Source organism: Bradyrhizobium sp. 215_C5_N1_1 (assembly GCF_052075935.1).
GTDB lineage: Bacteria > Pseudomonadota > Alphaproteobacteria > Rhizobiales > Xanthobacteraceae > Bradyrhizobium > Bradyrhizobium barranii.
On the sequence record NZ_CP197228.1, the window covers coordinates 8,162,049 to 8,187,373 of the forward strand.

25 protein-coding genes and 1 pseudogene are annotated in these 25,325 nt (G+C 63.2%); 12 read left to right on the forward strand and 14 right to left on the reverse strand.

Features of this window, described 5'->3' with window-relative positions:
* Positions 1-139: 139 nt before the first annotated feature.
* Both AB7G19_RS39150 and AB7G19_RS39155 read right to left on the reverse strand, forming a co-directional pair.
* Positions 140-457 carry a DUF1488 family protein gene (locus AB7G19_RS39150; protein WP_205124614.1) on the reverse strand — a complete coding sequence of 106 codons (318 nt, stop codon included), beginning with the start codon at positions 455-457 and terminating at the stop codon, positions 140-142.
* Between the two features lie 3 nt (positions 458-460).
* The gene (locus AB7G19_RS39155; RefSeq protein ID WP_354080293.1) at positions 461-796 is read right to left on the reverse strand and encodes a hypothetical protein; all 336 of its coding nucleotides are present in this window, start codon (positions 794-796) and stop codon (positions 461-463) included.
* A 196-nt stretch (positions 797-992) separates the two neighbouring features.
* Here AB7G19_RS39155 and AB7G19_RS39160 point away from each other — a divergent pair, with 196 nt between their 5' ends.
* Positions 993-2,084 carry an AraC family transcriptional regulator gene (locus AB7G19_RS39160; protein ID WP_224580953.1) on the forward strand — a complete coding sequence of 364 codons (1,092 nt, stop codon included), beginning with the start codon at positions 993-995 and terminating at the stop codon, positions 2,082-2,084.
* Between the two features lie 78 nt (positions 2,085-2,162).
* On the opposite strand, the gene styB is transcribed toward AB7G19_RS39160, so the two are convergent.
* Both styB and styA read right to left on the reverse strand, forming a co-directional pair.
* The gene (styB, locus tag AB7G19_RS39165; protein WP_085400003.1) at positions 2,163-2,666 is read right to left on the reverse strand and encodes a styrene monooxygenase NADH-dependent flavin reductase subunit StyB; all 504 of its coding nucleotides are present in this window, start codon (positions 2,664-2,666) and stop codon (positions 2,163-2,165) included.
* Positions 2,667-2,672: 6 nt separating this feature from the next.
* Positions 2,673-3,923: a styrene monooxygenase subunit StyA gene (gene styA / locus AB7G19_RS39170; RefSeq protein WP_354080290.1), complete on the reverse strand. Its 1,251-nt coding sequence runs from the start codon at positions 3,921-3,923 to the stop codon at positions 2,673-2,675.
* A gap of 107 nt (positions 3,924-4,030) precedes the next feature.
* Between styA and AB7G19_RS39175 the strand changes: the two genes are divergently transcribed.
* Both AB7G19_RS39175 and AB7G19_RS39180 read left to right on the forward strand, forming a co-directional pair.
* Positions 4,031-4,960 carry a LysR family transcriptional regulator gene (locus AB7G19_RS39175; protein WP_085400000.1) on the forward strand — a complete coding sequence of 310 codons (930 nt, stop codon included), beginning with the start codon at positions 4,031-4,033 and terminating at the stop codon, positions 4,958-4,960.
* A gap of 30 nt (positions 4,961-4,990) precedes the next feature.
* Positions 4,991-6,013 (forward strand): LLM class flavin-dependent oxidoreductase, encoded by a 1,023-nt coding sequence (locus AB7G19_RS39180; RefSeq protein ID WP_085400054.1) that lies wholly within the window; start codon positions 4,991-4,993, stop codon positions 6,011-6,013.
* 26 nt (positions 6,014-6,039) lie between these two features.
* Here AB7G19_RS39180 and AB7G19_RS39185 read toward each other — a convergent pair whose 3' ends face one another.
* From AB7G19_RS39185 to AB7G19_RS39205, 5 genes are all read right to left on the reverse strand, one after another.
* Positions 6,040-6,480, reverse strand: a complete 441-nt coding sequence (locus AB7G19_RS39185; RefSeq protein WP_085399998.1) for a hypothetical protein — start codon at positions 6,478-6,480, stop codon at positions 6,040-6,042.
* A gap of 165 nt (positions 6,481-6,645) precedes the next feature.
* Entirely contained in the window at positions 6,646-7,947 is a 1,302-nt protein-coding gene (locus AB7G19_RS39190; protein ID WP_244623305.1) for an aminotransferase class V-fold PLP-dependent enzyme, read from the reverse strand.
* A gap of 136 nt (positions 7,948-8,083) precedes the next feature.
* Positions 8,084-8,407, reverse strand: a complete 324-nt coding sequence (locus AB7G19_RS39195; protein WP_085399994.1) for a hypothetical protein — start codon at positions 8,405-8,407, stop codon at positions 8,084-8,086.
* Between the two features lie 176 nt (positions 8,408-8,583).
* The gene (locus AB7G19_RS39200) at positions 8,584-8,742 is read right to left on the reverse strand and encodes a hypothetical protein (protein ID WP_166104648.1); all 159 of its coding nucleotides are present in this window, start codon (positions 8,740-8,742) and stop codon (positions 8,584-8,586) included.
* A gap of 143 nt (positions 8,743-8,885) precedes the next feature.
* The gene (locus tag AB7G19_RS39205; protein ID WP_135215951.1) at positions 8,886-11,042 is read right to left on the reverse strand and encodes a GumC family protein; all 2,157 of its coding nucleotides are present in this window, start codon (positions 11,040-11,042) and stop codon (positions 8,886-8,888) included.
* Between the two features lie 100 nt (positions 11,043-11,142).
* Between AB7G19_RS39205 and AB7G19_RS39210 the strand changes: the two genes are divergently transcribed.
* The 5 genes from AB7G19_RS39210 to AB7G19_RS39230 all read left to right on the forward strand — a co-directional run bounded on the left by AB7G19_RS39210 (position 11,143) and on the right by AB7G19_RS39230 (position 18,096).
* Positions 11,143-11,382: a hypothetical protein gene (locus AB7G19_RS39210; RefSeq protein WP_193560915.1), complete on the forward strand. Its 240-nt coding sequence runs from the start codon at positions 11,143-11,145 to the stop codon at positions 11,380-11,382.
* Positions 11,383-11,689: 307 nt separating this feature from the next.
* Positions 11,690-16,516, forward strand: coding sequence for an NAD-glutamate dehydrogenase (locus tag AB7G19_RS39215; RefSeq protein ID WP_441268790.1), 4,827 nt, complete (start codon positions 11,690-11,692; stop codon positions 16,514-16,516).
* Positions 16,517-16,566: 50 nt separating this feature from the next.
* Entirely contained in the window at positions 16,567-16,887 is a 321-nt protein-coding gene (locus tag AB7G19_RS39220; protein WP_063979802.1) for a hypothetical protein, read from the forward strand.
* Positions 16,888-17,090: 203 nt separating this feature from the next.
* On the forward strand, positions 17,091-17,561 hold the full coding sequence (locus AB7G19_RS39225; RefSeq protein ID WP_085400052.1) for an aminoacyl-tRNA deacylase: 471 nt from the start codon (positions 17,091-17,093) through the stop codon (positions 17,559-17,561).
* A gap of 115 nt (positions 17,562-17,676) precedes the next feature.
* A complete protein-coding gene (locus AB7G19_RS39230) occupies positions 17,677-18,096 on the forward strand; it encodes a CBS domain-containing protein (protein WP_085399989.1) in 420 nt (139 codons plus the stop codon).
* Positions 18,097-18,233: 137 nt separating this feature from the next.
* Here AB7G19_RS39230 and AB7G19_RS39235 read toward each other — a convergent pair whose 3' ends face one another.
* Positions 18,234-18,632, reverse strand: a complete 399-nt coding sequence (locus tag AB7G19_RS39235) for a hypothetical protein (RefSeq protein ID WP_085399987.1) — start codon at positions 18,630-18,632, stop codon at positions 18,234-18,236.
* A 167-nt stretch (positions 18,633-18,799) separates the two neighbouring features.
* Positions 18,800-19,582 carry an alpha/beta fold hydrolase gene (locus tag AB7G19_RS39240; RefSeq protein WP_085399985.1) on the reverse strand — a complete coding sequence of 261 codons (783 nt, stop codon included), beginning with the start codon at positions 19,580-19,582 and terminating at the stop codon, positions 18,800-18,802.
* Between the two features lie 578 nt (positions 19,583-20,160).
* On the opposite strand from AB7G19_RS39240, the gene AB7G19_RS39245 reads away from it, so the two are divergent.
* Together AB7G19_RS39245 and AB7G19_RS39250 are read left to right on the forward strand one after the other, a co-directional pair.
* The gene (locus AB7G19_RS39245) at positions 20,161-20,415 is read left to right on the forward strand and encodes a DUF2934 domain-containing protein (protein ID WP_439037734.1); all 255 of its coding nucleotides are present in this window, start codon (positions 20,161-20,163) and stop codon (positions 20,413-20,415) included.
* A gap of 115 nt (positions 20,416-20,530) precedes the next feature.
* Positions 20,531-20,755 carry a hypothetical protein gene (locus AB7G19_RS39250; RefSeq protein ID WP_259258560.1) on the forward strand — a complete coding sequence of 75 codons (225 nt, stop codon included), beginning with the start codon at positions 20,531-20,533 and terminating at the stop codon, positions 20,753-20,755.
* A gap of 910 nt (positions 20,756-21,665) precedes the next feature.
* Here the strand turns inward: AB7G19_RS39250 and AB7G19_RS39255 are convergent.
* Together AB7G19_RS39255 and AB7G19_RS39260 are read right to left on the reverse strand one after the other, a co-directional pair.
* On the reverse strand, positions 21,666-22,196 hold the full coding sequence (locus AB7G19_RS39255) for a DUF1003 domain-containing protein (RefSeq protein WP_439037733.1): 531 nt from the start codon (positions 22,194-22,196) through the stop codon (positions 21,666-21,668).
* On the reverse strand, positions 22,193-22,675 hold the full coding sequence (locus AB7G19_RS39260) for a low affinity iron permease family protein (protein ID WP_085971541.1): 483 nt from the start codon (positions 22,673-22,675) through the stop codon (positions 22,193-22,195). The genes AB7G19_RS39255 and AB7G19_RS39260 overlap by 4 nt, the downstream gene beginning before the upstream one ends.
* 139 nt (positions 22,676-22,814) lie before the next feature.
* Between AB7G19_RS39260 and AB7G19_RS39265 the strand changes: the two genes are divergently transcribed.
* Together AB7G19_RS39265 and AB7G19_RS39270 are read left to right on the forward strand one after the other, a co-directional pair.
* Positions 22,815-24,266 carry a carbohydrate porin gene (locus AB7G19_RS39265; protein ID WP_441268791.1) on the forward strand — a complete coding sequence of 484 codons (1,452 nt, stop codon included), beginning with the start codon at positions 22,815-22,817 and terminating at the stop codon, positions 24,264-24,266.
* Positions 24,267-24,530: 264 nt separating this feature from the next.
* Positions 24,531-24,626 (forward strand): annotated as a pseudogene (locus AB7G19_RS39270) (VapC toxin family PIN domain ribonuclease); the annotation flags it as partial.
* Positions 24,627-24,667: 41 nt separating this feature from the next.
* On the opposite strand, the gene AB7G19_RS39275 reads toward AB7G19_RS39270, so the two are convergent.
* Positions 24,668-25,135 carry a metallophosphoesterase family protein gene (locus AB7G19_RS39275; RefSeq protein ID WP_439037730.1) on the reverse strand — a complete coding sequence of 156 codons (468 nt, stop codon included), beginning with the start codon at positions 25,133-25,135 and terminating at the stop codon, positions 24,668-24,670.
* Positions 25,136-25,325 lie beyond the last annotated feature (190 nt).

Genomic DNA, 25,325 nt, shown 5'->3' on the forward strand with positions numbered 1-25,325 from the left:
CCAGCCGGCGACAACTGCGGAACCCGGTCTTGCAGACCATGGTCGAGTGAAATGTTTAAGAGGGAGATGTCGAGCATCTCACGTGGCACAAATTGCATATGCGTTGCCGTTGTTGGCGGCGGCCTTGCTTTGGCGGTCGTCAGAGCGCCTTGACGTGCTTGGAGAAGATGCGGAGCCGCTCGCGCTGCCGCCTGCCCTGCTGTTCGAAAGCGTATGATGCAAGGCGCTCGACCGCGTCGCGGAGACACCTGAATTGGGTCTCCCTTTCGTCGGGACGCGTGCCCTTCGAGCCGTGAAGGTCGTCCAGCGCGACGCTGCTTATCTCGCAGTCGACGATGCTGGCGCCATACGTCATCGTAAACAGAAACGCCATCCGCTCCGTGTCGTAGCCAAGAATCTGGCCGCGCGTCAGAAGCGCTGCGTTTTCCGCTGGGAATACTCTCGGTGGACGCGGCAATTGTCAGCCTACGGCTTCGCCGGTGTCGCACGGCGGCACCTCCGCCAGGCGGCTCGCCTGCGAAGCAAAATCGTTGAACGCTGCGACTGCGTCGCTCATGTTGTGGCATCCGCGGCTGTCGCGCGAGGCGTGAACGCGAAGATCGAACAGCTCCATCCAGAACAGGGGCGCCGCAGCTGAACCGGTTTCAAGCGTTTCGAACATGTTGATCTCGCAATCGCCAACGCGCTCAAGCGCAACCGTCCGTGGGCCATGAGCGATATGAGGAATTCCGAGCAATTTTCCGTAACTTCGCAATATCTTCACGTTTATAGGCGGCGCGCCATCGCAGCTGGACATCAAGGCCTTCGGGCTTTTTCGGGGTGGGTTCGCCCCCGAGTACAGACGACGCACCTAGGGGGACAGATCGCCGATTTAAGTCACATGACACCCGGTTTCTTGTTATCGTGAGCCAATAACTTGATTTTCTATGCCGCGATCCCGATGCGCGAGCCGAGAACTCAAGGCCGCAGCGGCAACGACGAAAGGGTTCGATGTGGCTGCTGCCCGTTCGCCCCAATTGCAAGCCATGCCCAGTGCGACCGGCGGCATCGCCCGCCTGGTGTGGGCCCGCCTGCGCGAAGCCGGCATTCAGGCGGACGGCTTGCTGTCCAAGGCCAGATTGACCCTCGAGCAGATCCAAGACCGCAAGGCGCGGCTGAGCGTTGAAAGCCAGATCAAGTTTCTGGAGCTTGGTGCCGAGGCGCTGCACGACGACGCCCTGGGATTTCACCTGGCACGGGACTTCGACCTTCGTGAGATCGGCCTGCTCTACTATGTCGCGGCCTCATCCGGGACAGTCGCTGAAGCCTTGTCAAAGACGGAGCGCTATTGCCGCCTCGCGAACGAGGGAATTTCACTGCGATTTGCCGCGAAGGACATGGCGATTGCGTTGAGCTATGTCGGCGTGGAACGGCGGTCAGATCGGCACCAGATCGAATTCTGGGTGACCTCTATCATTCGAATCAACCGCGCACTGACCAACCGCCGCGTGGTGCCAAGCCGTGTCAAAGTCGCCCATCGCCGTCGAGCGATGCCCGCGGAGGTCAGGTCGTTCCTTGGTTGCGAGATCGAGTTCGGATCAGACGTCGATGAGATCGCCTTCCCTCAGTCCGTGGGACAGATGCCCATCGAAAGTGCCGATCACCACTTGAACGATCTGCTGGTGACCTTCTGCGAGGAGGCGCTTGCACATCGGAAGCCTGGGGGAGTTTCGCTCAGATCGAGCGTCGAGAATGCCATCGCGCCACTGCTTCCCCATCGCGAGGCACGGGCTGAGGAGATCGCGCGCCGGCTCGGCATGAGCCACCGCACGTTGGCGCGGCGCCTCGCGTCGGAAGGACTGACCTTCACCGGCATTATGGACGAGCTGAAAATCGACCTCGCCAAAAGCTATTTGAAAAAGGACGAGTTGCCGATTTCGCAAACCGCCTGGCTGCTCGGCTATGGCGAAGTCAGCGCATTCACCCACGCCTTCAGGCGCTGGACCGGAATGACGCCACGACAATGGCGTGCCGCGGACGATCCCAAGCGCGCCGACAACGTCAACGATACGCCCCCTCGCGCAAAGAACGCCAGGGCAAGCTAGTCCCGGCGGTAACGCCAAAGCGCCCCGATGCAGCCAGGAAAACACCAGATCCGCTCAAGCCGCGGACCGCTGCAACCCTCACCGATCCACCGGCACGCCCGGCCCGAGATGATACCGGCTGGAAAAGAACACCAGCGGCGTGGTGTCGCGATAGTCGCAGCTCGAAACTTCGGCGATGATCAGCGTGTGGTCTCTGACATCGACGTGGCGTGTGACCTCGCAGGCGAACCAGGCCATGCAGCCGGAGAGACGCGGCAGGCCGTCGACGATGTCGTAATCAGGAGCAGCGCCGGTGTTCGGCTGGCTCGCGAAGTGCCGCGACAGGTCCCGGCCATGCTCGGGCAGGACGTTGACGCAGTAGCGTCCAGTCGCCGAGATCGCCCGGTGCATGCGTCCCGGCATGACCGACACCAGCACGGTCGGCGGGGACAAGCTGACGGTGACAAAGCTGTTCGCGGTCATGCCGCAGACGCGGCCGTGCTCGTCCAGCGCGGTCAGCACCGCGACGCCGGTCGCAAAGCGCGACGCGGCTTCGCGGAATGACGCCGGATTGGCGCGCTGCACCTCAGCCTCCGCTCGCATCGGGCCTCACGCAATCGCCCTGACCGGCTCAGGCGGCGCCGACATGCGCTCGATCCAGGCCTGGATGCGCTGCGGCGTGCAGATGCGATCCCACTGCCGGTCCGGGTAGTTGAAATTCTCGGTGAACTCGTTGGCCAGCGCCGGGTTCTGGCTCATCGCGCCGATCAGCATGCCCAGCGCTTCCGTCGGCGGCTGCAGCATCACATTGGTCCAGCGCGATGCCGCCAGCACGCGATCCTGTCGCTTCAGCTCGATCTTCTCGCACAGGCGCACGTCGAGCGCGTCGGCGTTGACGATCTCCTCGCCGAGCACGAAGGCCGCATAGGACGCGATATTGGCGCCCTGGCCCATCATGGGATCGACGATCGCATGGACGTCGCCGAGCGCGATCGCGCATTTGCCGTCGTCGAACTCGACCACAGTGTTGCGCACCGTCGGGACCACGCCGCCTTGCAGCAGGTCCTGCGGCTGCGCGAGATCGAACCGCGCGGTGTCGATGCGGTCGTAGGTCGTCGGGTGGTGCTTCTCGAGCTTGCCCAGCAGCACCTTCAAGAAGTGCTTCGGGTTGTCGTCGTAGCTGAGCGTGGCCAGTTCCTCCATGTCGCCGCCCGGCACATTCTCCATCAACAGCGCGTTGGCGACACCGCCGAACGTAATGGTCGGGATCACGATCATCTCGCCATGGCTTGGAGACACCGAGAGCGTGACGTTCATGGGATCGGGCTGCCGCACGCCGGTGTAAAGCCCGACGCACAGCCGCCGTTGCGGCTGCGAATAGGGCGTGTGCTCCGGCCGGTAAGTGAAGAGCTGGCCCAGCGGGCCCTTCCCGGTCGAGACGACCAGGAGATCGAAGCGGGCGACCAGCGGACGAATGTCGCGCTCTTCGATGCGGCGGTATTCGATCTTGCCGCCGCGGCTGACAAAATCCTGCATCAGGGCAGGAAGATAGATCCGATAGTCGACGGCGCGGCTCGGCTTCGAGAAATCACCGCGAAAACTCAGCGGCTGCGGAAAATTGAAGACGTGGTCGTGGTAGTAATAATGGTCCTTCGGATCGCTCCAATGATTGACGCCGAGATAGTCCTCGCGCGCGATCGTCACGTGGTGATGCGCGACGGTGTTGAGCAGGCGGATGTTCTTGTATTCCTCGGGCGGTCGATCCGTGATGATTGTCGCGTCCACGCCGTGCTTCTGCAGGTAAAGCGCGAGATGCAGGCCGGCGATGCCGGCGCCGACAATTCCGATATGGCGTGCCAATTTCGTCTCCTCCCCTGTGAATGCTTGTTTTGAGGGAGCCTAGCGACCCGCCGAGTTGCGCACCACGGAATAAATGGGATATAATTTATTCCAGATCGGAATGAATTATGGACCGGATCGATTGCCTGCGCGCTTTCGTTCGCGCCCTGGAGGGCGGCAGCTTCTCGGCTGCGGCCAAGGAGCTCGGGATCGGCCAGCCCGCGATCAGCAAGCGCATTGCGATGCTTGAAAGCGAATTCGGCACGCAGCTGTTTTCGCGCACGACGCGCACGCTGAAGCCGACGGCCGAAGCGCACCGGATCTACGATCTCGCGCGGCAGATCCTCGACAGCTTCGACATGGCGCGGTCGAGTGTCGAACAGGCCGCACCCCGCCCCACCGGCACGCTCCGGATCGGCGTGCCGTCGTCGTTCGGACGGCGCTACGTGATGCCCGTCATCGCCGAGTACGTTCGGAATTATCCGGAAGTGCGGGTCGACATCCGCTTCAGCGAGCGGTTCGTCAATCTGGTGGAAGAAGGCATCGAGCTGGCGCTGCGCATTGGAAACCTGGAGGCGAGCACGCTGGTCGCCCGCCGGCTCGGGACCGTGCAGCGCCATCTGGTCGCGACCCCCACCTATCTGCACGGCCGCCCGCTGCCGAGGACACCTGACGATCTCAGCTCGCACCAGTGCATCGTCTATTCACGGATGTCGCCGGCGCACCAATGGGCCTTCGAATCCGAGCACGGCCGTCATGTCGCATCGATCAACGGACCCATTCACGTCGACGATGCCGATGCGATGCAGGAGGCGACGATGCAGCATCTCGGCATCGCGATCCTGCCCGAGTGGAATGCCGCGGAGGGCCTTCGCAGCGGCGAGCTCGAACATGTGCTTCCGGACTACACCATCGCCGCGCTGCCCCTGCATGCGGTCTATCCGGAGACGCAGTGGATGTCGCTGCGCGCGCGAACCTTCCTGGATCTCCTGGTCGAACGGGCCGAGCATTTCGCGCCAGCCCCGTCGCATACCCCCGTCGCCAGAGCAGGCGGTTGACGCCGCCCCTGCCATCATTAAATGACGCCCATGAAAAAGATCGGATTTCTGTCCTTCGGACACTGGACGCCCTCGCCGCAATCGCAGACCCGCTCGGCGGCGGACACGCTGCTGCAATCCATCGAGCTGGCCGTCGCGGCGGAACAGCTCGGCGCGGATGGCGCCTATTTCCGCGTGCATCACTTCGCGCGCCAGCTGGCCTCGCCCTTCCCGCTACTCGCCGCCGTCGGCGCGAGAACCAGCACAATCGAGATCGGCACGGCCGTGATCGACATGCGCTACGAAAACCCGCTTTACATGATCGAGGATGCGGGTAGCGCCGATCTCATCGCCGGCGGGAGGCTCCAGCTCGGCATCAGCCGCGGCTCGCCGGAGCAGGTGATCGACGGCTGGCGCTACTTTGGTTATCGCCCGGCTGACGGCCAGAGCGATGCCGACATGGGCCGGCGCCACGCGGAGGTCTTTCTGGACCTGTTGCGCGGCGAAGGTTTTGCCGAGCCCAATCCGCAGCCGATGTTTCCCAATCCGCCGGGACTGCTGCGCCTCGAACCACATGCGGCAGGCCTGCGCGAACGCATCTGGTGGGGCGCCGGCTCGAACGCGACCGCGGTGTGGGCGGCGAAGCTCGGCATGAATCTGCAGAGCTCGACGCTGAAGAACGACGAGACCGGCGAAGCTTTTCATGTGCAGCAGGCGGCGCAAATCCGTAGCTATCGCGCCGCGTGGACGGAGGCAGGCCACACCCGTGAGCCCCGCGTGTCCGTCAGCCGCAGCATCTTCGCGCTGATGAACGATCGCGACCGCGCCTATTTCGGCGGGGAGCGCGGAGGCGAAGACCAGATCGGCTTCATCGACCCGCAAACGCGCGCGATCTTCGGCCGGAGTTATGCGGCCGAGCCGGACGCACTGATCGAGCAGCTCAAGCAGGACGAGGCGGTTGCCGAAGCCGATACGCTGCTGCTGACGATCCCGAACCAGCTCGGTGTCGACTATTGCGCCCATGCGATCGAGGCGATCTTGAAGCACGTCGCGCCGGCGCTTGGCTGGCGGTGAGACCGTCGACCGGTTCACTGAGAAAGTCAGGCCGTCTCTTGCTGACCCCTGATCTTCTCAAGCCAAGCTGTCAAACGCGGATGTCTCGTATATCGGCCCTCCAGGCCCGCCAGTTCCTGCTGAAAGACCGGCAGCGAGAGCAGCCGTTCGATATCGGGCTCCCTGATCTTCCAGATCGCCGGCGGAAAGAAGCCATGCACCTTGAGTTCGTAGAGCTCGAAGATCGAATGAATGATCTCGTGTACCGCCCGGCGCTCTTCCGGTGTGATCTCAATGTCGCCGGCAGCCCCTCGCTCGAGGAATGCCGCGACCGGAAGGCGGCGTCGCAGGTCGGAGACCCGGTCGGAATATCGAAGGAAGATGTCCGCGCCCAGACGCCGATTGTTGGTGTGTAGCGCCGCATAGATCGCAGCCATGCCAACGATGATCGATCCGAGCGTCACGAATCTGAGAATATGGTCGAGCACGCGTCTCCTCCTTGCGCAGGGCACCGGAGTGACAGAGATAAACCAGACCGTGGGCCGATAAAATGGGGCGGCGGAGACTGACGGACGCCCCACATCTGACATTTGTCAGATGCGCGGAGGATGAAGTCCCGTGAATTCGTGGTGATGTCAGTCCCGCGCCCGGGCCTACCCCGTCTTCGTCCCCGTGACCACGGCGAGCGCCTCGACGAGGCGGTCGAGATCGGCCTCCTCGGTAAAGAGCGCCGGCGTCACACGGATGCATTGGCCCTTGGCAACGCCGGCCCGGCGCACCGTCATGACCTTGTGGCTGTCCCTCAGCTTCACGACGATAGCGTCGTTGTCCGCCTTGCTGGTCTTTCCGGCGAGACGGAAGGACGTGATCGCGCCATATGAGCCGACCTCATCCGGCGTCAGGATCTCGATGTCCTTGAATCCGCGGGCGCGGCTCACCCAGTAATCACGCAAATAGCGGAGGCGGGCTTGCTTTGCCGCCGCGCCGATCTGCTGATGGAGCGCCACGGCCGCGGGCACCGTCAGGACCGTCGCGAAATTGACCGTGCCGGTATGAACCCGCGAGCGGATATCGGTCTCCGCAAAGTCCTCGTCGCCCATGTCGCGGTCGATGTCGGCGAGACGGTCCTTCCTGATGTAGAGGAAGCCCACGCCGAGCGGCGCGCCGATCCATTTGTGCAGGTTGAAGCCGACGAAATCGACCTCGAGCTCGCCCACCCTGAAGTCGATCTGCCCCCAGGAATGGGCGGCGTCGACGATTGTGTCGATGCCCTTGGCCCTGGCCATGCGGGCGATCTCGGCGACCGGCATGACGAGGCCGGTGCGATGGCTGACATGGGTGAGGAGGAGGAGCCTGGTCCTGGGATTCGCCTCGAGGGCACGGGCATAGGCGTCGAGCACGGCCTGGCGGGTGGCCGGCTCCGGCACATCGAACCTGACCACGTCGACACCGCGACGCGCCTTAAGCGCGTTCATCGCGTACTGCATCGAATCGTAGTCGAGGTCGGCGTAGAGCACGCTGTCGCCCGGCTTCAGCTTGTTGTAGCCGCCGATCAGGAGCTGCAGCGCTTCGGTCGCGCCGCGAGTGAGCGCGATCTCCTCGGGCGCCGCGCCGACCGCCTGGGCCACCTTGATGCGCACGGCCTCGAAATCCGCACCCGCGCGCTGCCGCGCGTAGTAGGTGTTCTGATAGTTGACCATGTCGGTCTGGCGAATGAACTCGCGCCTCACCGGCTCGGCCATGATGCCCCAAAAGCCGTTCTCCAGATTGACGACATCCGGCGTCACTGAATAGAGCGCCTTCACCGCCGTCCAATAGGCATTGTCGGTCGCGATGGCGGCCGCCGCGCCGCTCGGCTGCGCCGGCAGACCATCGGCTGCCATGGCCGGTGCCGCCAGGGACGTGACGGCTGCGGCCGCGAGGCCCTTCAGGATCGACCGGCGGTCGGACGACATTGTCTCATTCAGATGCATATCAGCCCCCACGATGCGCGGCCAAGGGAGCAGCGATCCATAGAGCGCGCATGACGAAGCGATGACAGTTCGATGATGCCCGGCGCGCCCGGTTACATCCCGGTCATTGCGCCGCCGATCATCCCTGCGCCGATGTCACCGGCCATTGCGAGACGTCCGCCATCGCAAGCAATTCCAGCTTCGCGGATGATTTTTCCAGCAACCCGGCTTGCGCAAGGCGCCGGGGATCATTGCGATAGTCTTGAAAGTCCGCATCGGATGCGAAGCTGACGATGTGCACCTCGATCGTGCCATCCGGATTTCGAAGACGACGCTCCACACGCCCGTTGAACGAAGGGAGTAGCGGCAGGACGGCATCCTCGTAGGCGCGGAAGGCCTCGATACCCTCGGGCGGTATGCGGGCAATGAGCACCAGCGTTACGGAGTGAGCTTGACAGGTCATCGCCGCAATCCCGAGCCGAGATAGTCGTGCATTGGAGACGCTGCATCCTGCGGGCGCCGCCTCGCGGCGTCAATGACGGCTCGAATGCAGGCGGATACCTTCGAGATGCCCGCTTCGGGCGGGCTCCTGGGGATGAGGACCTGCTTCGGGTCGAAGCGCGGTCGCCTCGCGCGATCTCAGAACAAGGCGGCGTTGAGGGCCTGTCCGTAGATCATCGCGGCCACGAGAGAGAGCAGCAAGCCCGCGCCCGAGAAGATCACGAGCACCTTTACGGTTTCGACATCAACGTTGGTTCTCGTCGCGCGGGATATCGCCTTTGCCAGTGCAGCCATCATCGCCAGCTCCGAACCGGGCCGCGCGGAGGCGGGCCCTAGTTCATCTAGCGTCATTGGGCGCGTTTGCGTGTGAAGCAGATTACAGGTGCGCTTGCGCGCTGCGCCTCAGGCATGAGCCGCAGCCTTGCCAGCGGTCGGCATCGTCAAACCGCCCGGCTCAACGCGCTGCCCTCAGGGTGAGGCGCCACTGAACCCGCCGGCGCGTGATTGACGACGAGACCGGTCGGCACGGTGCCATATCTCGACAGCGCAGCGGTCACCCGCCGCATCGCCGCCGAACCGAGCTCGCCGGCGCGCACCACCGGGATGATCAGATCCGCGTGCGCGGCCAGCGCGATGGCGTCGGGCTGAAGTGCGAGATTGCTCGCATGGACGACGATCAGATCGAACTCCGAGCGAATATCGTCCTCGGGCCGCGCATCGGCTTTTCTGCCGGCGCTCAACAGCTCGTCGATCGACTGCAGCCCCGCCGTGGTGGAGCCGTCCTGCCATTCGGTTACCGGAGGCTGGTGACCTGCGAATTCCGGCTGGAGCCGGATCAGCACGCTCATCATGCCCCGATTCACCGCCGCGCGATTGAGCGAGCGCGCAACGGTGTTACCGCCGGCGCCTTTGCCGACCGACAACACGAGGGCGACCTTGCAGCCGCGCACCGGCGCGCGATCGATCCGCTCGAGAAGCGGACGCAGATACGCGCCGAGGTCGAGCTCGGCCGAGGCAGTGATCGGCCTTTGCCACACGGTGTTGGCCACGGCGCCAGGCGCCAGATCGGGAATGCGGGCCCAGACAGGCAGGTTCGGCATCGCCTCGGGCTGGCGCGCGGCCGGGCCCGGTCGCTGGACTTGCGTCTCCGCCGCTTCAGCACGCGCAAGAGTCTGAGCAGGAGTTTGAGCAGGAGCCTCGGCAGGCGCAGGCCCGTCGGACATGCTTCCCATCGCCGCAACGGCCGCCGTCGAGGTCAGGATCGAGCCGATCGCGAGCGCCGCGAGCAGCAAGGCGAGGGGCGGACGCGTCGAGCGCATCGGCGGAATGGCGAGCGAGGCGATCTTGGTCTGGGAGCTCTGCAGCTGGCGCTGCTCGTTGGTCGTCTTGAACCGCGACAGGAACTGCTCGTAGATGTTCTTGTTGGCATCGGCGTCACGCTGCAGCTCCTGCAGCTTCACGAGCGCCTGGCCGTCGACCAGCATCTGCGTCTCGACCGCCCTGAGCTGCTTTTCCAGCGCGTTCTGCTGCTCCAGCTGGGCCTCGTATTCGGACTTCACCGTGTCGATGTTCTTCTTCCGCTCGACCTCGATCTGCCTGTTGATGTCAGCCAGCTGGCTGTAGGAGATCGCGAGGTCGGGATGGCGGTCGCCGTACACCGCTTTCTTCTGCGCGATCTGATCGTTCAGGGTCGAGCGCTGCGCGCGCAGCATGCTCAGAAGGTCCTGCTTCACCGGACCTTCGACATTGGCCTTGAGATCGCGTTGCACCTGCTCGTAACGCGCCTTGGCTTCCTCGGTACGCGCGCGAGCGGCGGAGACCTGCTGATTGAGATCGGTCACCCGCAATTGCTGGGTCGTGGAATCCTTGCCGGCATTGAGGATCTTGTGCTCGAACCTGAAGGCGGCAACGGCATCTTCTGATACGCGCAGGCGCTCGTTCAATGCCTTCAGCCGGTCCTTGAGCCAGTCGGCCGCCTCGTCCGTCGCCTCGGTGCGGACACGGCCTTGGCTCGCGACGAACGCCTCGGCGATGGCATTGGCGTAATGCGCGGCCCGTTCCGCATTGTTCGAGGTGAATGAAATCGCAATGACGTAGGTCAGTCCGCGGCGCGAGATATCGAGACGGTTGCGAAATTTTTCGAGCAGGCGCGTCATGTCGGTGTAACCGCCCGCGATGTCCGCGTCGTCGGCGATCTTGAGCTGCTCGATCAGGGGGCGGAGAAAGCCGTCCGATTTGGCGATCTCGATCTGGCTTTGGAGTGCCGCGGCATCCTGGCCGATGCCCGGCAGCACGTCCTGCTCCGAGGTGACGCGCAGCTCGCGGGGATCGACGACGACCAGGGCTGTCGCGGCATATCGAACCGGCAAGACCATCAGGACAATGACGCCCAGGGCGAACAGCGCCAGCGCCAGCGTCAGGATGCGCCGGCCATTCTCGCGCAGGAAAGAGAGCGCACCGGTGACGGTCAGCGATCCCTTGATCAGCGCAGGAGCAGCGCTGTCAGGCTTCGCCGTCGCAGCCCGCGGCGCTTCCCACGAAGCCGCAGGCTCCGTCGGGGCGATGCTTCGCGGAGATGCGCTTCGACCGAACGCCATAGGATTGGACTCGAAATCAACTGACAGCCCCGGTTCAGAGGCTTGCTACACCGTAAATATCCATGGTTAACCGGCGGTTACGGCTGCCGCGCCGTGGTCGATGAACAATCTGTTAACGCGCGCGCCGATGCGCCGCGCGGCATCGGCGCGTGCGGTTGATCCGGGCTGGCGCGACCACCACGACGTCGATCAACGCCCCGCTGCGGCGGTTCGAGGCGATCATTTCGTCGTCGGCATTGCATTCCTCCCGACGACATTCGAGGTGTCGACGCCGCCTCACCAGGAGGCGGGAACATGGAAAATGGTGGTCGATGGCGTGGAGCTGACCCGCAATCACTAGAGCCGCTGCAGCGCAATCGGAACGGTGCTCCAGCGCGCCATTGAGAATAAAAACACGAGCTCATACACAATTGAAATTGCTCGTAATTTTCTCACCTCGATGATTCGGCGGCCTCGCCAGCCACTGTCGGAAATTCCGGCACGCCTCACAACAGCGTGCGCCTTTCGCTCCGGGATCGTAGTATTGTCGTCGGAAGCTGCCGACGCACGAGACCGGGGATCTTGCCTATCCACGCGATCGCGGCGCTCGACGAGATGCACTCCAGAATTAGGCTGAGGATCGCGACTGCGGTCGGACGGCGCGGCAAATGGAGGACATGATGGCGTGGCGTGACGACAAGGCCCGGGCAACCCTGATCCGCGATGCAGCAGGCAGCGTGCCGCCGGGCAAGAGCCCGCGGGCCTTTGCCGAGCCCTTGTTCGGCTACAGCAATATCGAGGATCTCGACAATTACGACGCCGCCTCGCTCGCCGTCCTGGCGGAGCAAGCCTGGGAGCATGTGCAGCGGCGCACGTCGGGCAGCGCCGATATCCGCGTGGTCAATCCGACGTTGCCGAACGGGCGCGAGATTTCCGTGCTCGAGATTCTCAACGACAACATGCCTTTCCTGTACGACTCCACGATGGCGGAGCTCGCCGAGCAGGGCATCGAAGTCACCCTCGTCGCCCACCCGATCATCGCCGTGGAGCGCGATGCCGAGGGCAAGCTGCTGCGGTTCTACGGCGAGGCACTGCCGGAGGGCGCAAGAGGCGCGCGCGAAAGCCTGATCCACCTCCACATCACCCGCCTGGACGCCGACGCCGATCGCCAGAAGCTGATCGACGGACTGACCAGGGCGTTGAACAACGTCCGCGCCTGCGTCACCGACTGGCGCGCCATGCGTGACCGCGTCGAGGAAGCAATCAAGACGTTCGCTTCCAATCCGCCGCCGCTGCCGATCGACGAGGTCGCCGAGGCCAGTCAGTTCCTGCAATGGCTCTGCGCGGACAATTTCACTTTCCTCGGCGTGCGCGAATATCGCTTCTCGCCCGACAGCGATGCGTCCGACGACATCACCAGCGGCGAAGGCCTCGGCATCCTGCGCGATCCCGACGTGAAGGTCCTGCGACGCGGCAACGAAATGGTGGTGATGACGTCGGAAATCCGCGAGTTCATGCACGAGCCGACCCTGCTGATCGTCATCAAGGCCAATGTCTCAAGCCTCGTCCATCGGCGCATCCGGATGGATTATGTGGGGATCAAGCTCTATGCACCCGACGGCCGGCTCGAGGGCGAATTGCGCGTCGTCGGCCTGTTTACCTCCGGCGCCTATACCCGCTCGGTGCGGCAGATCCCTTATGTGCGCCACAAGGTTTCGCGGGTGCTGCAGCGCGCCGGCTTCGACCCGAACGGCCATTCGGGCAAGGCGCTCATGCATATCCTGGAAGATTATCCGCGTGACGAGCTGTTCCAGATCGACGTCGACACGCTCTACAATTTCGTCATCGAGGTCCTGATCCTCTACGAGCGCCCGCGCGTCCGGGCGCTGGCGCGGGTCGACAAGTTCGATCGCTTCGTCTCCATTCTCACCTTCATTCCGCGCGACAAATACGACACCGACGTCCGCACGCGGGTCGGAGCCTTCCTGTCGCAGGTCTACAAGGGGACCCTGTCGGCGTCCTACGTATCGTTCCCTGAGGGCGCACTTGCGCGCGTCCACTTCATCATCGGGCGCTATGAAGGCAAAACGCCCGTCGTCGAGCGCGCCGCGCTCGAAGCCGGCATCAGCGCCATTGCCGCGACCTGGACCGACAAGCTGAAGGCCGCGCTCACCGCGTCGACCGACGGCATGCGGGCGCGCATGATCGCCAATCGTTATGCCCAGGCCTTTAGCGGCGGCTATACCGAGGTTTTCACGGCGGAGCAGGCCATCGCCGACATCGCCACCATCGAAAGGCTGACGCCGGCCCGCCCGGTGACGATTTCGGTGCACCGCGACAAGGGCGAGGACGATCCCAGGCGCTTCGGCCTGAAGGTGTTCTCCGACGCCGCACCGCTATCGCTGTCCTATCGCGTGCCGGTGATCGAAAATCACGGCCTGCGCGTGGTCGACGAACGCACCTATCAGATCGTGCCCGGCAACAGGCCGGAGCCGGTCTGGCTGCATGAGATGACGATCGAGACCAGCGACGGCCAGCCGATCGAGATCAATCCGGAATTCAGCCATCGCCTGGAAGCCTCGATCATGGCGGTGGTCACAGATCGCGCCGAATCCGACGGATACAACGCCCTGATCCTGCGCACCGCGCTGGGCTGGCGCGAGGTCTCGACGATCCGGGCGCTGTCGCGCTATCTGCACCAGATCCGCGCTCCGTTCACCCAGGATTACATGTGGGAGACCTTGCGCAAGAACGCCGCGATCACGGCCACCCTCGTCGCACTGTTCCAGACCCGCCTCGATCCACGCCTCGTGCTTACCGATCGCGAGCGTTCGGCGCGCGAGACGGCACTCCTTGCCGAGATCGAGGAGCAGCTCAAATCCGTCGCCTCGCTCGATGAAGACCGCATCCTGCGCCGCTTCACCAATCTGGTGCAGTCAACCATCCGCACCAATCTGTGGCAGATCGGCGACGATGGACATCCGCGTCCGGTCATCTCCTTCAAGTTCGACGCGCGGCGGATCGACGATTTGCCGGCGCCGCGGCCTCTCTACGAGATCTTCGTCTCCTCGCCGCGGGTCGAAGGCATTCACCTGCGCTTCGGCAAGGTCGCGCGCGGCGGCTTGCGCTGGTCCGACCGGCCGCAGGATTTCCGCACCGAGATCCTGGGTCTCGTGAAGGCGCAGCAGGTCAAGAACGCCGTGATCGTGCCGGTCGGCGCCAAGGGCGGTTTCGTGCCCAAGCGGCTGCCGCCGCCGTCCAATCGCGACGCCTGGCTCGCGGAAGGCACCGAGGCCTATCGCATCTTCGTGCGCTCGCTGCTCGAGCTCACCGACAATCTCGACGGCGACGCCGTCGTGCCGCCCGATTCCACTGTGCGCAATGACGGCGACGACCCCTACCTCGTGGTCGCCGCCGACAAGGGCACCGCCACCTTCTCCGATGTCGCCAACGCGATCTCGGCCGAGAAGAACCATTGGCTCGGCGACGCCTTCGCCTCCGGCGGCAGCCAGGGCTACGACCACAAGAAGATGGGGATCACGGCGCGCGGCGCCTGGGAGGCGGTCAAGCGCCACTTCCGCGAGCTCGGCACCGACATTCAGACCATGCCGTTCACGGCTGCCGGCGTCGGCGACATGTCCGGCGACGTCTTCGGCAATGGCATGCTGCTCTCGCCGGCGACAAGGCTCGTGGCGGCGTTCGATCACCGCGACATCTTCATCGATCCCTCCCCCGACCCTTCGACCAGCTTCGCCGAGCGCAAGCGTCTGTTCGACCTGCCGCGATCGAGCTGGCAGGACTACAACAAGTCGCTGATCTCGCAGGGCGGCGGCGTGTTCTCGCGCACGCTCAAGGCGATCCCGCTCGCACCGGAAGTCCGCAGCCTGCTCGATCTCGACAAGGAGCAGGCCACGCCGTTCGAGGTGATGACGGCGATCCTGAAAGCGCGCACGGACCTGCTGTGGTTTGGCGGCATCGGCACCTATATCCGCGCATCTGCAGAGAGCGACGATCAGGCCGGCGACCGTGCCAACGATCCGATCCGCATCGCAGGCACTGACGTTCGCGCCCGGGTGATCGGCGAGGGCGCCAATCTCGGCGTCACCCAGCGCGGCCGCATCGAAGCGGCGCAGAAGGGCGTCAAGCTCAACACCGACGCCATCGACAATTCGGCCGGCGTCAACACCTCCGACGTCGAGGTCAATATCAAGGTCGCGCTGGCGCGCCCCGAGCGCGAGGGCCGCCTCAGCTTCGCCGATCGCAACAGCCTGCTGGCCGCGATGACCGACGAGGTCGGCACGCTGGTGCTGCGCAACAACTATCTGCAGACGCTGGCGCTCTCGCTCGCCGAGCGCAAGGGCGTGGCCGAGACCGGCTTCCTCACCCGCCTGATGCAGTCGCTCGAGCAGCGCGGCCTGCTCAGCCGCGCCGTGGAGTTCCTGCCCGACGACGCAGCGCTCACCGAGCGTACACGGCGCGGCCAGGCCCTGACACGGCCCGAGCTTGCCGTGCTGCTCGCCTACGCCAAGCTGACGCTCTACGAGGACCTGCTCCTCACCAGCGTGCCTGATGATCCTTATCTCGCCCGCAGACTGTCCCTGTATTTTCCGCGCGAGGTTCCCGATAGATTCCCGGCCGCGGTCGAGCTCCATCGCCTGCGACGCGAGATCATCGCGACCAGTCTCGTCAATGCCGTGATCAACCGCGGCGGCCCGGCGTGTATCGTGCGCCTGACCGACGAGACCGACGCCGATATCTCCACCATCGTCATGGCGCAGGTGGCGGTGGACGCGATCTACGAGCTCAGGCGGCTCAATGACGCGATCGACGCGCTCGACACCCGCATCGACGGGCAGGTGCAGCTCGGCCTCTACGCGACGGTCCAGGACCTCCTGATTTCCCGCATGGTCTGGTACGTGCGCAATGTCGATTTCAAGGACGGCCTCGAGGCGGTGATCGGACGTTTTGGCCCGGGTATCCGCGAGATCGCGGCCTCCCTCGACACCACCCTGCCGCCGGACCTGCAGGCCGCGCGCGGCAAGCGGCGCCAGGAGCTCACCGATGCCGGCGTCCCGGCCGGCCTCGCCGGTGAGCTCGCCGATCTCGACCCTCTGATCGCGGCACCCGATATCGTGACGGTCGCCGAGCGCACCTCCCGCGCCATCGGCGATGCTGCCGCAACCTTCTTCGCTGCGGAAGCCAATTTCCGTCTCGACCGCATCATCGCCGCCGCGCGCAGCGTGCCGGCAAATGATTATTTCGAACGCATGGCGGTCGATCGCGCCGTCGAGCAGATCGCCGGCGCCGAACGAAGACTGGCCGCGGATATGCTGGCAACCGGCCAGTCCGGCCAGCAGGCCGTCGAGACCTGGCTCGCGGCTCACCCCGAAGCGGCGCGCATCCGCCGCTCGGTCGAGGAGATTGCGGCCAGCGGCCTGACGCTTGCCAAGCTGACGGTGGCGGCGAACCTGCTGGGGGACCTGGTCAAAGTCTGAGCGCGTGCGAGGCAGCGATGTGAAACCTAGCCGGCGAACGGAGGAATCCCATGATCCACGCCACTTGCCACACCGCCGATAATGTCCGCTGCATCGAGTTCGATGCCACACCTTGGTTCAGCGAGGCTGACGCTCCGAGCATTGTCGATCTGGCCCGACGAGGCTGGACCAGCACGGCGATTGCAGAGTCCCTCGAGCACCGACGAGGATACGAGGGCTTGCACGATCTCGTCGAGTATGCGGCGAAGCGACTGCAATCGGAGTCCCTGGAGGACCCGACCTGGGAAACCTTCGCGTGCGTCGTCGATGGACCCGAGGCCGTCGCGTGGCTCAGGGAGAACCGGCCCAACGTTGTGGCAAGGATCCCGTAAGACACGAGAAGCGCAGCAAAAGCCACAATCGATCGGCGGCAAACGAAGCGGAAAGGCGCGCCCGGAACGATCTGAACCCCCGACTCGATTGCCGCATTCGAGCGCGAGGCCTATGCTGGCATCCGGCAATCACGCGGCCGCCCATCGTGCGGCGGGGCAGCCTCACGATGGATGGCTCGCATATCCATCCGAAAGGCTACGCTATGACCATTGCCCCCACGCTCCACCGATACCTGGCTGCCGAGAACATCCAGTATGTCGAGATCCCGCACGTTTTCACCATGTCATCCGCGCGCACGGCGCAGGCCTGCCACGTCTCGGGCGATCGTTTCGCCAAGGCCGTCGTGCTGCGCCATGACGGCGGCTATATGCTCGCGATCGTTCCGGCATCGCACCGTCTCAACTTGCCGGACTTGAAGGAGAAGCTCGGCGCGGATCTCGTGATGGCGAACGAAACCGAGATCAACAGGCTGTTCGCGGACTGCGCGCATGGAGCCGTTCCGGCGGTAGGCCGATGCTACGGGCTCGATCTCATCGTCGATGACAGCATCCGGGCGCAGCCCGAGATCTATATCGAAGCCGGCGACCATGAGACGCTGCTTCACCTGACGCATGCACAGTTCGAACGGCTGACGGCCAGTGCGCCGCATGGACGCTTCAGCACGCACGGTTGACGCAGCATGGCAGCGGGATGATTTTTCCTGCGCCTTCGTCGCGGCGCGCGTGCGGTCGCGCCCGGTTCGTAGTATAATCGCGTCACGGGGGCTGCGTTCGCAACGGAGGTCCTCCATGAAGGTCAAGGACGTGATGCACAAGGGTGTCGATTGGGTCAGCCCGGACACCCCGATCACCGAGATCGCGAAGTTGATGCAAGGGCACGACATCGGCTGCATTCCGATCGGCGATGACGACCATCTGATCGGGATGGTGACCGATCGCGACATCGTCTGCAAAGGCCTCGCGAGCAAGAACTTCAACGCCGCGCGCATGACGGCGCGGGACGTGATGACCGAAGGCATCCATTGCTGCCGGGAAGACGACGATCTGGCGAAAGCCGTGCATCACATGGAGACGCTGAAAATCCGCAGGCTGCCCGTGATCAACAAGAGCAGGCGGATGGTCGGCATGATCAGCCTGGGCGATGTCAGCCAATTCGCCAGCGTTGATCTGTTGACCCAATGCATCAAGGGCGTGTCGGCCCATCATTGATGGCGACCGCCACCCGGCGCCCGGAACTTCGTCGCATCGCTCGCAGGACCCCGCTGCCGGCGAACGCGCACGCTATGATACGCGACCTGCCAAGAAGCTGCTCCGCCGTCTTCTCGTCCCCATTGTCACCTGCGCAGCTAATTCTTCAATTCGTTCCGCAGCTCATTCTTGGCGTTCCGCATCTTGCTCGCTCCCCTGAGCGGGGGCTTCGGCGGCGGAGTCGGATTCGCCCAGCCTGCCATCTGCAGGCAGGTGAGCAGATCGACATAGCTTTCTATTCCCTCTGCAGCAGCCTCGCCTTCGCAACTATCGCGCGCGGGGCCCGGAACAGTCAGCCAGGTCGAGCTCAGCTGTTGCTGCGCAATTGTCTCGTCACGCACGCACTCGCCGGCGTCCTGCGCCAGGGTGAGCCCTGAGGCCTTGTCGTCGGCGGAAACGTCCCGGCAAAGGGCTTCCACATTGAAGATGGGCACACGGTCTGAAATCGGAATCGTGGGCTGGCCAAGAAGCGACAGGACCAAGAGCGCTGCTTTCATAAAATCCTCCCTTGAATCGGGTTGGACGGGAAAGCTCCGGGGAGGTTAGGCCCGGTTTGTTTCCGGCCGGCTTCGCCCGGCCGGCAAAGGGTTTCGTCCTTGCCCGGCAGCGCATTGTGGCTTCCCGACGGACGCCGGTCGCGGCGCGTCACGGCCGAAGGCGAAGCTTACCCGGGTCTTCGCACGTAGAGCGAGATAAACCGGTCGATCATCGGGTTGATCTGCTCCGGCACCTCCAGCGACAGGAAATGTCCGGAGCCGACGGCCTTGGCCGTGACCAGCTGCGGGCACAGCTCCGCAAAACGATCCAGATCCGCGAGCCGATGGGCCGCTTCGATGTAGAGCACCGGGACCCGGCACGCCTGGGCGCATTCACGCGCCCGATGCACATCCCAGGGAAACAGACTTGTAAACGTGGACACCAGCACGTGCTGTGGCGTCGCCAGAAAGGTCTGTTCAACATGGGCGCGGCATCTGTCGGTCGGCAGACAGGAGTCCGCTACGATTTTCCGTACCTCGTCCGCAAAATTCGCGCCCCTTAAGCCCTCCAGATACCCGGCGAACACCGTCCCTGCCGAGGCAGGGAAGAGCACCCCTGAGTCGAGCAGCACCAGGCCTGCAGGAAAGTCCGGATAGCGGGCGGCGATTTCGAGCGCCATGTTGCCACCCATGCTTTGACCCACGATGATCGGCTTTGTGATCTGCTGTCGGTTGCACAGAAAGACGAGATCATCGGCGAAGCTTTCGATCGAATACGCCTGTTGCGGCTTGTCGCTCTCACCATGCCCGCGCAGCTCGGCATTCAATGCCCGACCTTGACTGGCGAAATACTCCATCTGCGGCGCAAAATGCGTGCGATCCCCGCCGAGGCCATGGACGAACAGGAATTGAAGCGGTCCCGCGCCGGCAATGTCGAAGGACAGCTGGATTCCGTCATGCGCGAGCTTCATGGGTCATCTCCATATTCACCGACATGTCCAGGCGTCTCTGGCGAGTCCTCAATCTAACCGGCGCCACACGGCCGATAAAGACGGGAACCACTGCTTCGCCGTGGTGCCATGACGCTGCGGCCGACCAAGCGCACCGGCCGCACATTCGGCGATGCCACGCGATTTTTCGCTCCGCCGAGGCCGGCCGGAAAGGCCGTCACCAGCTCCAGGCTTACGCGGTGACGAACATGAGCAGCGGCGCGATGATCTCGCCCGGCGCAGAAATGGGAGGTTTTGGAGTGCCCAGTTTTGTAGCGGAATGGCGCGCCCGGAACGATTCGAACGTCCGACCCTCAGATTCGTAGTCTGGTCAGAACCGTTGAAATTGCTAGGGTTTGTTACCGTAACGCGAAGCTCAATCCCTCAAAACCGCGCAATTTCAGCCTTGTCGCTTGGGCGATGTTACCGGGCATCAATCGGCGCTGATTGTTAGGTGGCGGAGAGGGAGCCCTCGCAATTTGGGCCCGGGGCGATTGCGTTCGAAACCATTGCGCGGCCCCGGAGTCGTCTCCCTCGAGAGGAGGAAGGAGGCGGCGACCATGGACGACCGGAAAAAACTGAAGCACCAGATCGCACTGGCTACCCGCGTAGCGGCCTGCACCGCTGATGAGAGCACCGCGAGCAGGCTTAGACGTTTCGCAGATCAACTGAGGCAGAAGCTATTCCCATCTTCCCAGCGGCGCCAGATCACGGCGCGCGCCTATGAGCTGTGGGAGCAGGCTGGGCGCCCCGCTGGGAAGGACTTGGATTTTTGGCTTGAGGCGGAAAGGGAAATCAGCGCGCGGGGCGAGTAGACCGAGCGTTGAGTGGTGTGACAGGCGACGATCGATCTGAGTTGCACTGGCGTCCATTCTGGGCGCTGCGCTTTCGCCATCAATGACCGCGGTCTTCGCATCCTCTTGGAGGAACATGCTCAGGTTCTCAAAAACACTCGCCCTGTTGCAGGCGCGCGGTGGAAACCGACTAGGCACCGGCATGATGAAGGAAATCGAGAGCACCCGCATTAATCCAGGTGAACGCAAGCAGTCACCCACAACCCATTCCGGAACGTTCAACGGTGCCGGTGATTGGGAAGCCATGACCAGGTCCATCATTCTCATTCCCAGCATGCTCAAGCCGCTACGGCAGGTCTAATGGTCTGGCTGATCCTTACGCTCTAAGCTGTGGTCATAAGTACGCAGTTTCAGAATGCTTATTGTCCTAAAAGGAGCCTTTACCCAACTCGCGCCGAGGACGATACATGCGAGGCGAGCAGAGGAGGGCGCTCTGAGCAGGCTAGTGGGGCGGCCGGGTCAGGCCCGCGCCAGCTGAAGTCCGGTCTAACCTGGGCGCCCCTATTCGACTCCCGGCTCGTGCTGTTGGGCCTCGATGACGACAGCCAACAGCCCGAGCACGCCAACTGCGATCAGCACCGCGACAGAAACCCGCTGGGAGCTTTGCCCATGCGTTCAAACACCCCCACCCCGCGGTCAGACGACCTCCCTGGCGAAATAAGGCGTCGGCGGCCGGTTTCTGGCGATCTGTCGGGCAAGCTCACAGAGACGTCTAGCGAGATCCGCAAGTTTCGCATCAAGGAGCTGCGCGCGGCCGCTGATCGGCTTGTTCGCCGTGCGGAGGCGCTCCGGGTGGAGGCAAAGCGATTACTCAAAATAGCCCGGCGCGAGGAAGCGAAGCTGGCGCGCGCCCCCCCCCGGAGAAATCCCCGAAGCGCGGCGGCGCGCCGGCCTAAGGCTTTGCTGACTAGCGGATAATTTGTCCGCGCCCCGATTGTTTCAATAAAACATCCCGTACCGAAATGGAATTCCGTAAAATGCCGGCTCAGCAAAGCTCGAGATTGCAGTTAGAGGGCGAACGTGGCACGGCTCGCTTTCCAGCCCCCAATGCTCCCGGCTGCCGATCCAATTGCGGATTAGAGCGCCTGGAGTGCCCCTGATTGGCAGATCCCCCAGTGCCTAGATTTCCTTGCTGCTTTTTTGGCTGCGCGGAGGTGGCATCACGTTCAGCTTTCTAGCTCCAGAGAGCTGACTTTCACCTCACCCAAAGGTTAGAAGGACGTCTTGTCGTTCTTTGAGCGTATATCGCGCGCAATGCTTTCCACCTGGGTATCCTTCGCAAGCTCTGTGGCCTCGAGATCCTGTGGTAATTCCACGCCGAACTTCGCAGCGATGGCATCCAACTTATGGAGAATGCTGGTCGCCTCTTTCTCCGCCAGGAGGTTGATCTGAAGATCGAGGTGATTACGCTGCTCGGAGCGTTGATCCATGGCGTTCTGGCGGATCAGAACGAAGGACGTCAAAAGCACGGCTTCGAGCGCGAGGACCGCCGACAGGAAATTGAACGGGTAAGCATCGAAGCGAGCGGACCCGTAGGTATTCCAAACGACCCATCCGACGACGAGAAGGAGCTGAAGGATCACGAAATCAATGGTCCCGACGAACCATCCGACCATGTGAGAAGCCCTATGAAACCTCGATAGTTTTCGTTCCTCTTCCTTTTCCAGCTCGACAACGCAGTCAATATTCCTCGAAACCGCGCTGTGTCGGATACCGCGGTCATGATCGGCTTCACCGTTCATTCGGTGACGAGGTCCGCGGCGCGACGCGCTTTCTTCCTGGCACTCTCTACGGTCTGCTCTCCGGCTTTTTCGGCCTTGGCCCGGACCTCGCATTTCGAGCGTATTTCGTCGAGCTCATCGTCGGTCAGGTGCTCGATCCCGACGAACGAGTTGTGCACGGCACTCACCCTGACGAGCTCGTCCAGCTTCACCTGGATCGCCGCGCTATCGCGATTCTGGGAATTCTGGATCAGGAAGACCATCAGGAACGTCACGATCGTAGTGCCGGTATTGATCACCAATTGCCACGTGTCGGAGTAATGGAAGATCGGGCCAGTGATCGCCCAAATGATCACAACGGCGGCGGCAATCATGAAGGTCAGTGCGCGGCCGGCGGCCTGGGATGTGCGGTTGGCGATGTCGCCAAAGAGCTTTCCGGCGCGCTCGCGCGCCGAACCGCTGGAGCCTTTGTCACTGCGTTTTTCGGTCGCCGCCGACATCATCAATCCCATCTGATCTTCCGAAAACCTGCGCGAGATAACGGTAGCGGAACTCGAAGGTTCCACTTGCGAAACGACTATCCGAGAAGGTGGTGGTTGCGGGCTGTGTACACTTTGTAACTCACGAGGATGGTCGGCGGTGCCGAAAGGATTTGTGGCGGCCCGCCGAACACTGCAACATGCGGGCCGAGGGGTAGGTCAAACGATGCGCGCTTGGCTGCTGGCACTGACGCTCGTTGCGCGCCTTGCAGGGAGCGCCTTCGCGCAGGAAGACAAGAAGACCGACGATCTGAAGCCATCCGATCCCGATACCGGCGAGAGCACGGTGCAGGAATCGACCCTCGGCCTTCTGCCAAATCCTTTCGAGAAAAACGGCATCAAGTTCGCCGTGACATATATCGGCGAGGTACTCGGCAATCCCTCGGGCGGCGCGAAGCAGAGTGCGATCTACGAAGATCGCATCAATTTTGCCATGGACGTCGATCTCCAGAAGATGGTCGGGCTGAACGGATTTACGTTTCATGCCAACGTCTTCCGGATCGACGGGGGCGGCCTCTCGCGCGGGTCGTTGCTGAATTTCCTCGATGTGAGCGGCATAGAGGCACTTCCGACCACGCGTCTCTACGAAATGTGGTTCGAGAAGAAGTGGAACGACGACAAGCTCGCATTGCGCGCCGGGCAGCTTGCTGCCGATTCCGAGTTTGCGACCGCGAAATACACTGACGTGTTCACGAATGCCTCACTCGGTTGGCCCGGCATCTTCGCCTTGAATATGCCGAGCGGCGGCCCCTCACCTCCACTGGCAGCCGTCGGCGCGCGGCTCCGTGCTGATGTGACTGACAATTTGACCCTTATCGGAGCGGTCTTCGTCGGCAATCCCGCCGGCCCGGGTTCCGACGATCCGCAGCTTCGCGACCGGTACGGGCTGAATTTTCGCGTCAACGATCCTCCGCTGCTGCTCACTGAGGCTCAGTTTCTGTGGAATGCGACGAAGGGCGATCCCGGTCTCGACGGCAAGCTCAAGCTAGGCGGCTGGCGTCATCTTGGCAGTTTTGACAGCGAGCGCTTCGATACAAGTGGGCTTTCGCTCGCAGACCCCGCGACGTCGGAAACGCCGGCCAGGTTCGGGGGTGACTACGGGATCTACGGTGTCTTCGAACAGAAGATTTTCCGCGTTCGTGGCGACGACGACCGCGGCATCGGCGTGTTCGCACGTGCGTCGTACTCGCCACCGGACCGCAACCTGATCGATGTCTACGCCGACGGGGGATTTGAATTCGTCGGTCTCGCGGATACGCGGCCGCACGATAAGTTCGGCGTCGCCGTCGCCTACGCCCATGTATCGCAATGGGCAACGGCGTTGGACCACGACTTCCAGTCTCGGTACGGACCCAATTGGCCGGTGCGGACGTCTGAAGGCCTGTTGACCGCCGTCTATCAGTATGAGGTGCGCGCCGGCCTCACATTGCAACCTAACTTCCAGTACATTCGCCGCCCCGGTGGTGGTGCAACCAACCCGACCGGGACCATGCCGGGCGTGTCGTTGAAGGACGCCATCGTCCTTGGGATGCGAACGGTTGCGAAGTTTTAAAGCGGCTAGAGGTTGGGGCCAGCTAAGAGTCCACCAGCTGAGGTCGGCAGGCAGTGCGGCAAGGTTAGCTAAGGTCAATCGCGTCGGTTTGGCTCTCAACCGCAAATTTCCGGTCTATCCCTATCAACCGATCTACAACCGCACTGTGTCACCGGGATGGGCGAATAGACGCCCCTCCTATGACAAGTTTTTGGCGGGCGCGAGCAGCCTTCTTGGACGTCAGATTTCTGCTAGCTTTTTAACGCCATTGTCCAATGAGGTGCCATTATCTTGCTCAATACCAATGTGGTCTCCGAGGCGATGAAGCCCGAACCGCATCCATCGGTCCGCGACTGGCTCGACGCCCAGGCGGCCGAAACGGCACCGAAAGTCTCGCCTGACTGGACGTGCGGCGCCGCGGTCTATCCAACCTCAAGATCGTGGATGATCGGTTTCAGTCCGTCGGGCGTGACTTCGAGGCTCGCAAGCGTGATCGGTAGCTTGAAGCGCCGGCGTCCGGCACTGCCAGGATTCAGATAAAGCGCGCCCTCGACGGTAGCGATCTTCGGCACGTGGGAGTGGCCGGAAACAATTACATCGATGCCCTCAGCTGCAGGATTGACCTGCAGGGTATTGAGGTCGTGCAGAACGTAGAACAGCCGTCCGGCGAGCCGCACCGACTCGTTTTCGGCAAATTCAGTGGCCCACTCGCCCGTATCCACGTTCCCTCTGATTGCCGTGACAGGAGCAATTCTCCGCAGCGTGGGGATGATTCCGGGGTCGCCGATGTCACCGCCGTGAATGATGTGGTCGACATGGGCCGGAAAACGAAGAGCCTCTGGCCTAAGCAGGCCGTGCGTATCCGAGATGATGCCGACGGTAAAGGTCATCCAAGCCTCCGGTCGAAGCACGCTGTCGCGTATTGCGCCGCGTCTTCCTGATGCACCGGCGTCACCATCGAACCGACGCATGACCGGAGTGCGCTCGATGCTCGATCACCAAGCTGATCGCGATCCTGGATCAGATGCAGACCGTTGGGGGCGGATCCGACTCAAACGGTGAGACCTGCCCGGAGTGTCC

Excerpts from the sequence above, each read along its gene's own strand:
- AB7G19_RS39175 (WP_085400000.1), top strand. The coding sequence starts at position 4,031 with ATGGACCGGATCGATTGCCTGCGCGCTTTCGTTCGCGCCCTGGAGGGC.
- AB7G19_RS39155 (WP_354080293.1), bottom strand. The coding sequence starts at position 796 with ATGTCCAGCTGCGATGGCGCGCCGCCTATAAACGTGAAGATATTGCGA.
- AB7G19_RS39190 (WP_244623305.1), bottom strand. The coding sequence starts at position 7,947 with ATGTCGTCCGACCGCCGGTCGATCCTGAAGGGCCTCGCGGCCGCAGCC.
- AB7G19_RS39260 (WP_085971541.1), bottom strand. The coding sequence starts at position 22,675 with ATGTCGGCGGCGACCGAAAAACGCAGTGACAAAGGCTCCAGCGGTTCG.
- AB7G19_RS39205 (WP_135215951.1), bottom strand. The coding sequence starts at position 11,042 with ATGGCGTTCGGTCGAAGCGCATCTCCGCGAAGCATCGCCCCGACGGAG.
- AB7G19_RS39225 (WP_085400052.1), top strand. The coding sequence starts at position 17,091 with ATGACCATTGCCCCCACGCTCCACCGATACCTGGCTGCCGAGAACATC.
- AB7G19_RS39210 (WP_193560915.1), top strand. The coding sequence starts at position 11,143 with ATGAACAATCTGTTAACGCGCGCGCCGATGCGCCGCGCGGCATCGGCG.
- AB7G19_RS39275 (WP_439037730.1), bottom strand. The coding sequence starts at position 25,135 with ATGACCTTTACCGTCGGCATCATCTCGGATACGCACGGCCTGCTTAGG.
- AB7G19_RS39195 (WP_085399994.1), bottom strand. The coding sequence starts at position 8,407 with ATGACCTGTCAAGCTCACTCCGTAACGCTGGTGCTCATTGCCCGCATA.
- styB (WP_085400003.1), bottom strand. The coding sequence starts at position 2,666 with ATGCGAGCGGAGGCTGAGGTGCAGCGCGCCAATCCGGCGTCATTCCGC.
- AB7G19_RS39245 (WP_439037734.1), top strand. The coding sequence starts at position 20,161 with ATGGACGACCGGAAAAAACTGAAGCACCAGATCGCACTGGCTACCCGC.
- AB7G19_RS39240 (WP_085399985.1), bottom strand. The coding sequence starts at position 19,582 with ATGAAGCTCGCGCATGACGGAATCCAGCTGTCCTTCGACATTGCCGGC.
- AB7G19_RS39200 (WP_166104648.1), bottom strand. The coding sequence starts at position 8,742 with ATGATGGCTGCACTGGCAAAGGCGATATCCCGCGCGACGAGAACCAAC.
- AB7G19_RS39215 (WP_441268790.1), top strand. The coding sequence starts at position 11,690 with ATGGAGGACATGATGGCGTGGCGTGACGACAAGGCCCGGGCAACCCTG.
- AB7G19_RS39250 (WP_259258560.1), top strand. The coding sequence starts at position 20,531 with ATGCTCAGGTTCTCAAAAACACTCGCCCTGTTGCAGGCGCGCGGTGGA.
- AB7G19_RS39180 (WP_085400054.1), top strand. The coding sequence starts at position 4,991 with ATGAAAAAGATCGGATTTCTGTCCTTCGGACACTGGACGCCCTCGCCG.
- AB7G19_RS39255 (WP_439037733.1), bottom strand. The coding sequence starts at position 22,196 with ATGAACGGTGAAGCCGATCATGACCGCGGTATCCGACACAGCGCGGTT.
- AB7G19_RS39220 (WP_063979802.1), top strand. The coding sequence starts at position 16,567 with ATGATCCACGCCACTTGCCACACCGCCGATAATGTCCGCTGCATCGAG.
- AB7G19_RS39235 (WP_085399987.1), bottom strand. The coding sequence starts at position 18,632 with ATGAAAGCAGCGCTCTTGGTCCTGTCGCTTCTTGGCCAGCCCACGATT.
- AB7G19_RS39230 (WP_085399989.1), top strand. The coding sequence starts at position 17,677 with ATGAAGGTCAAGGACGTGATGCACAAGGGTGTCGATTGGGTCAGCCCG.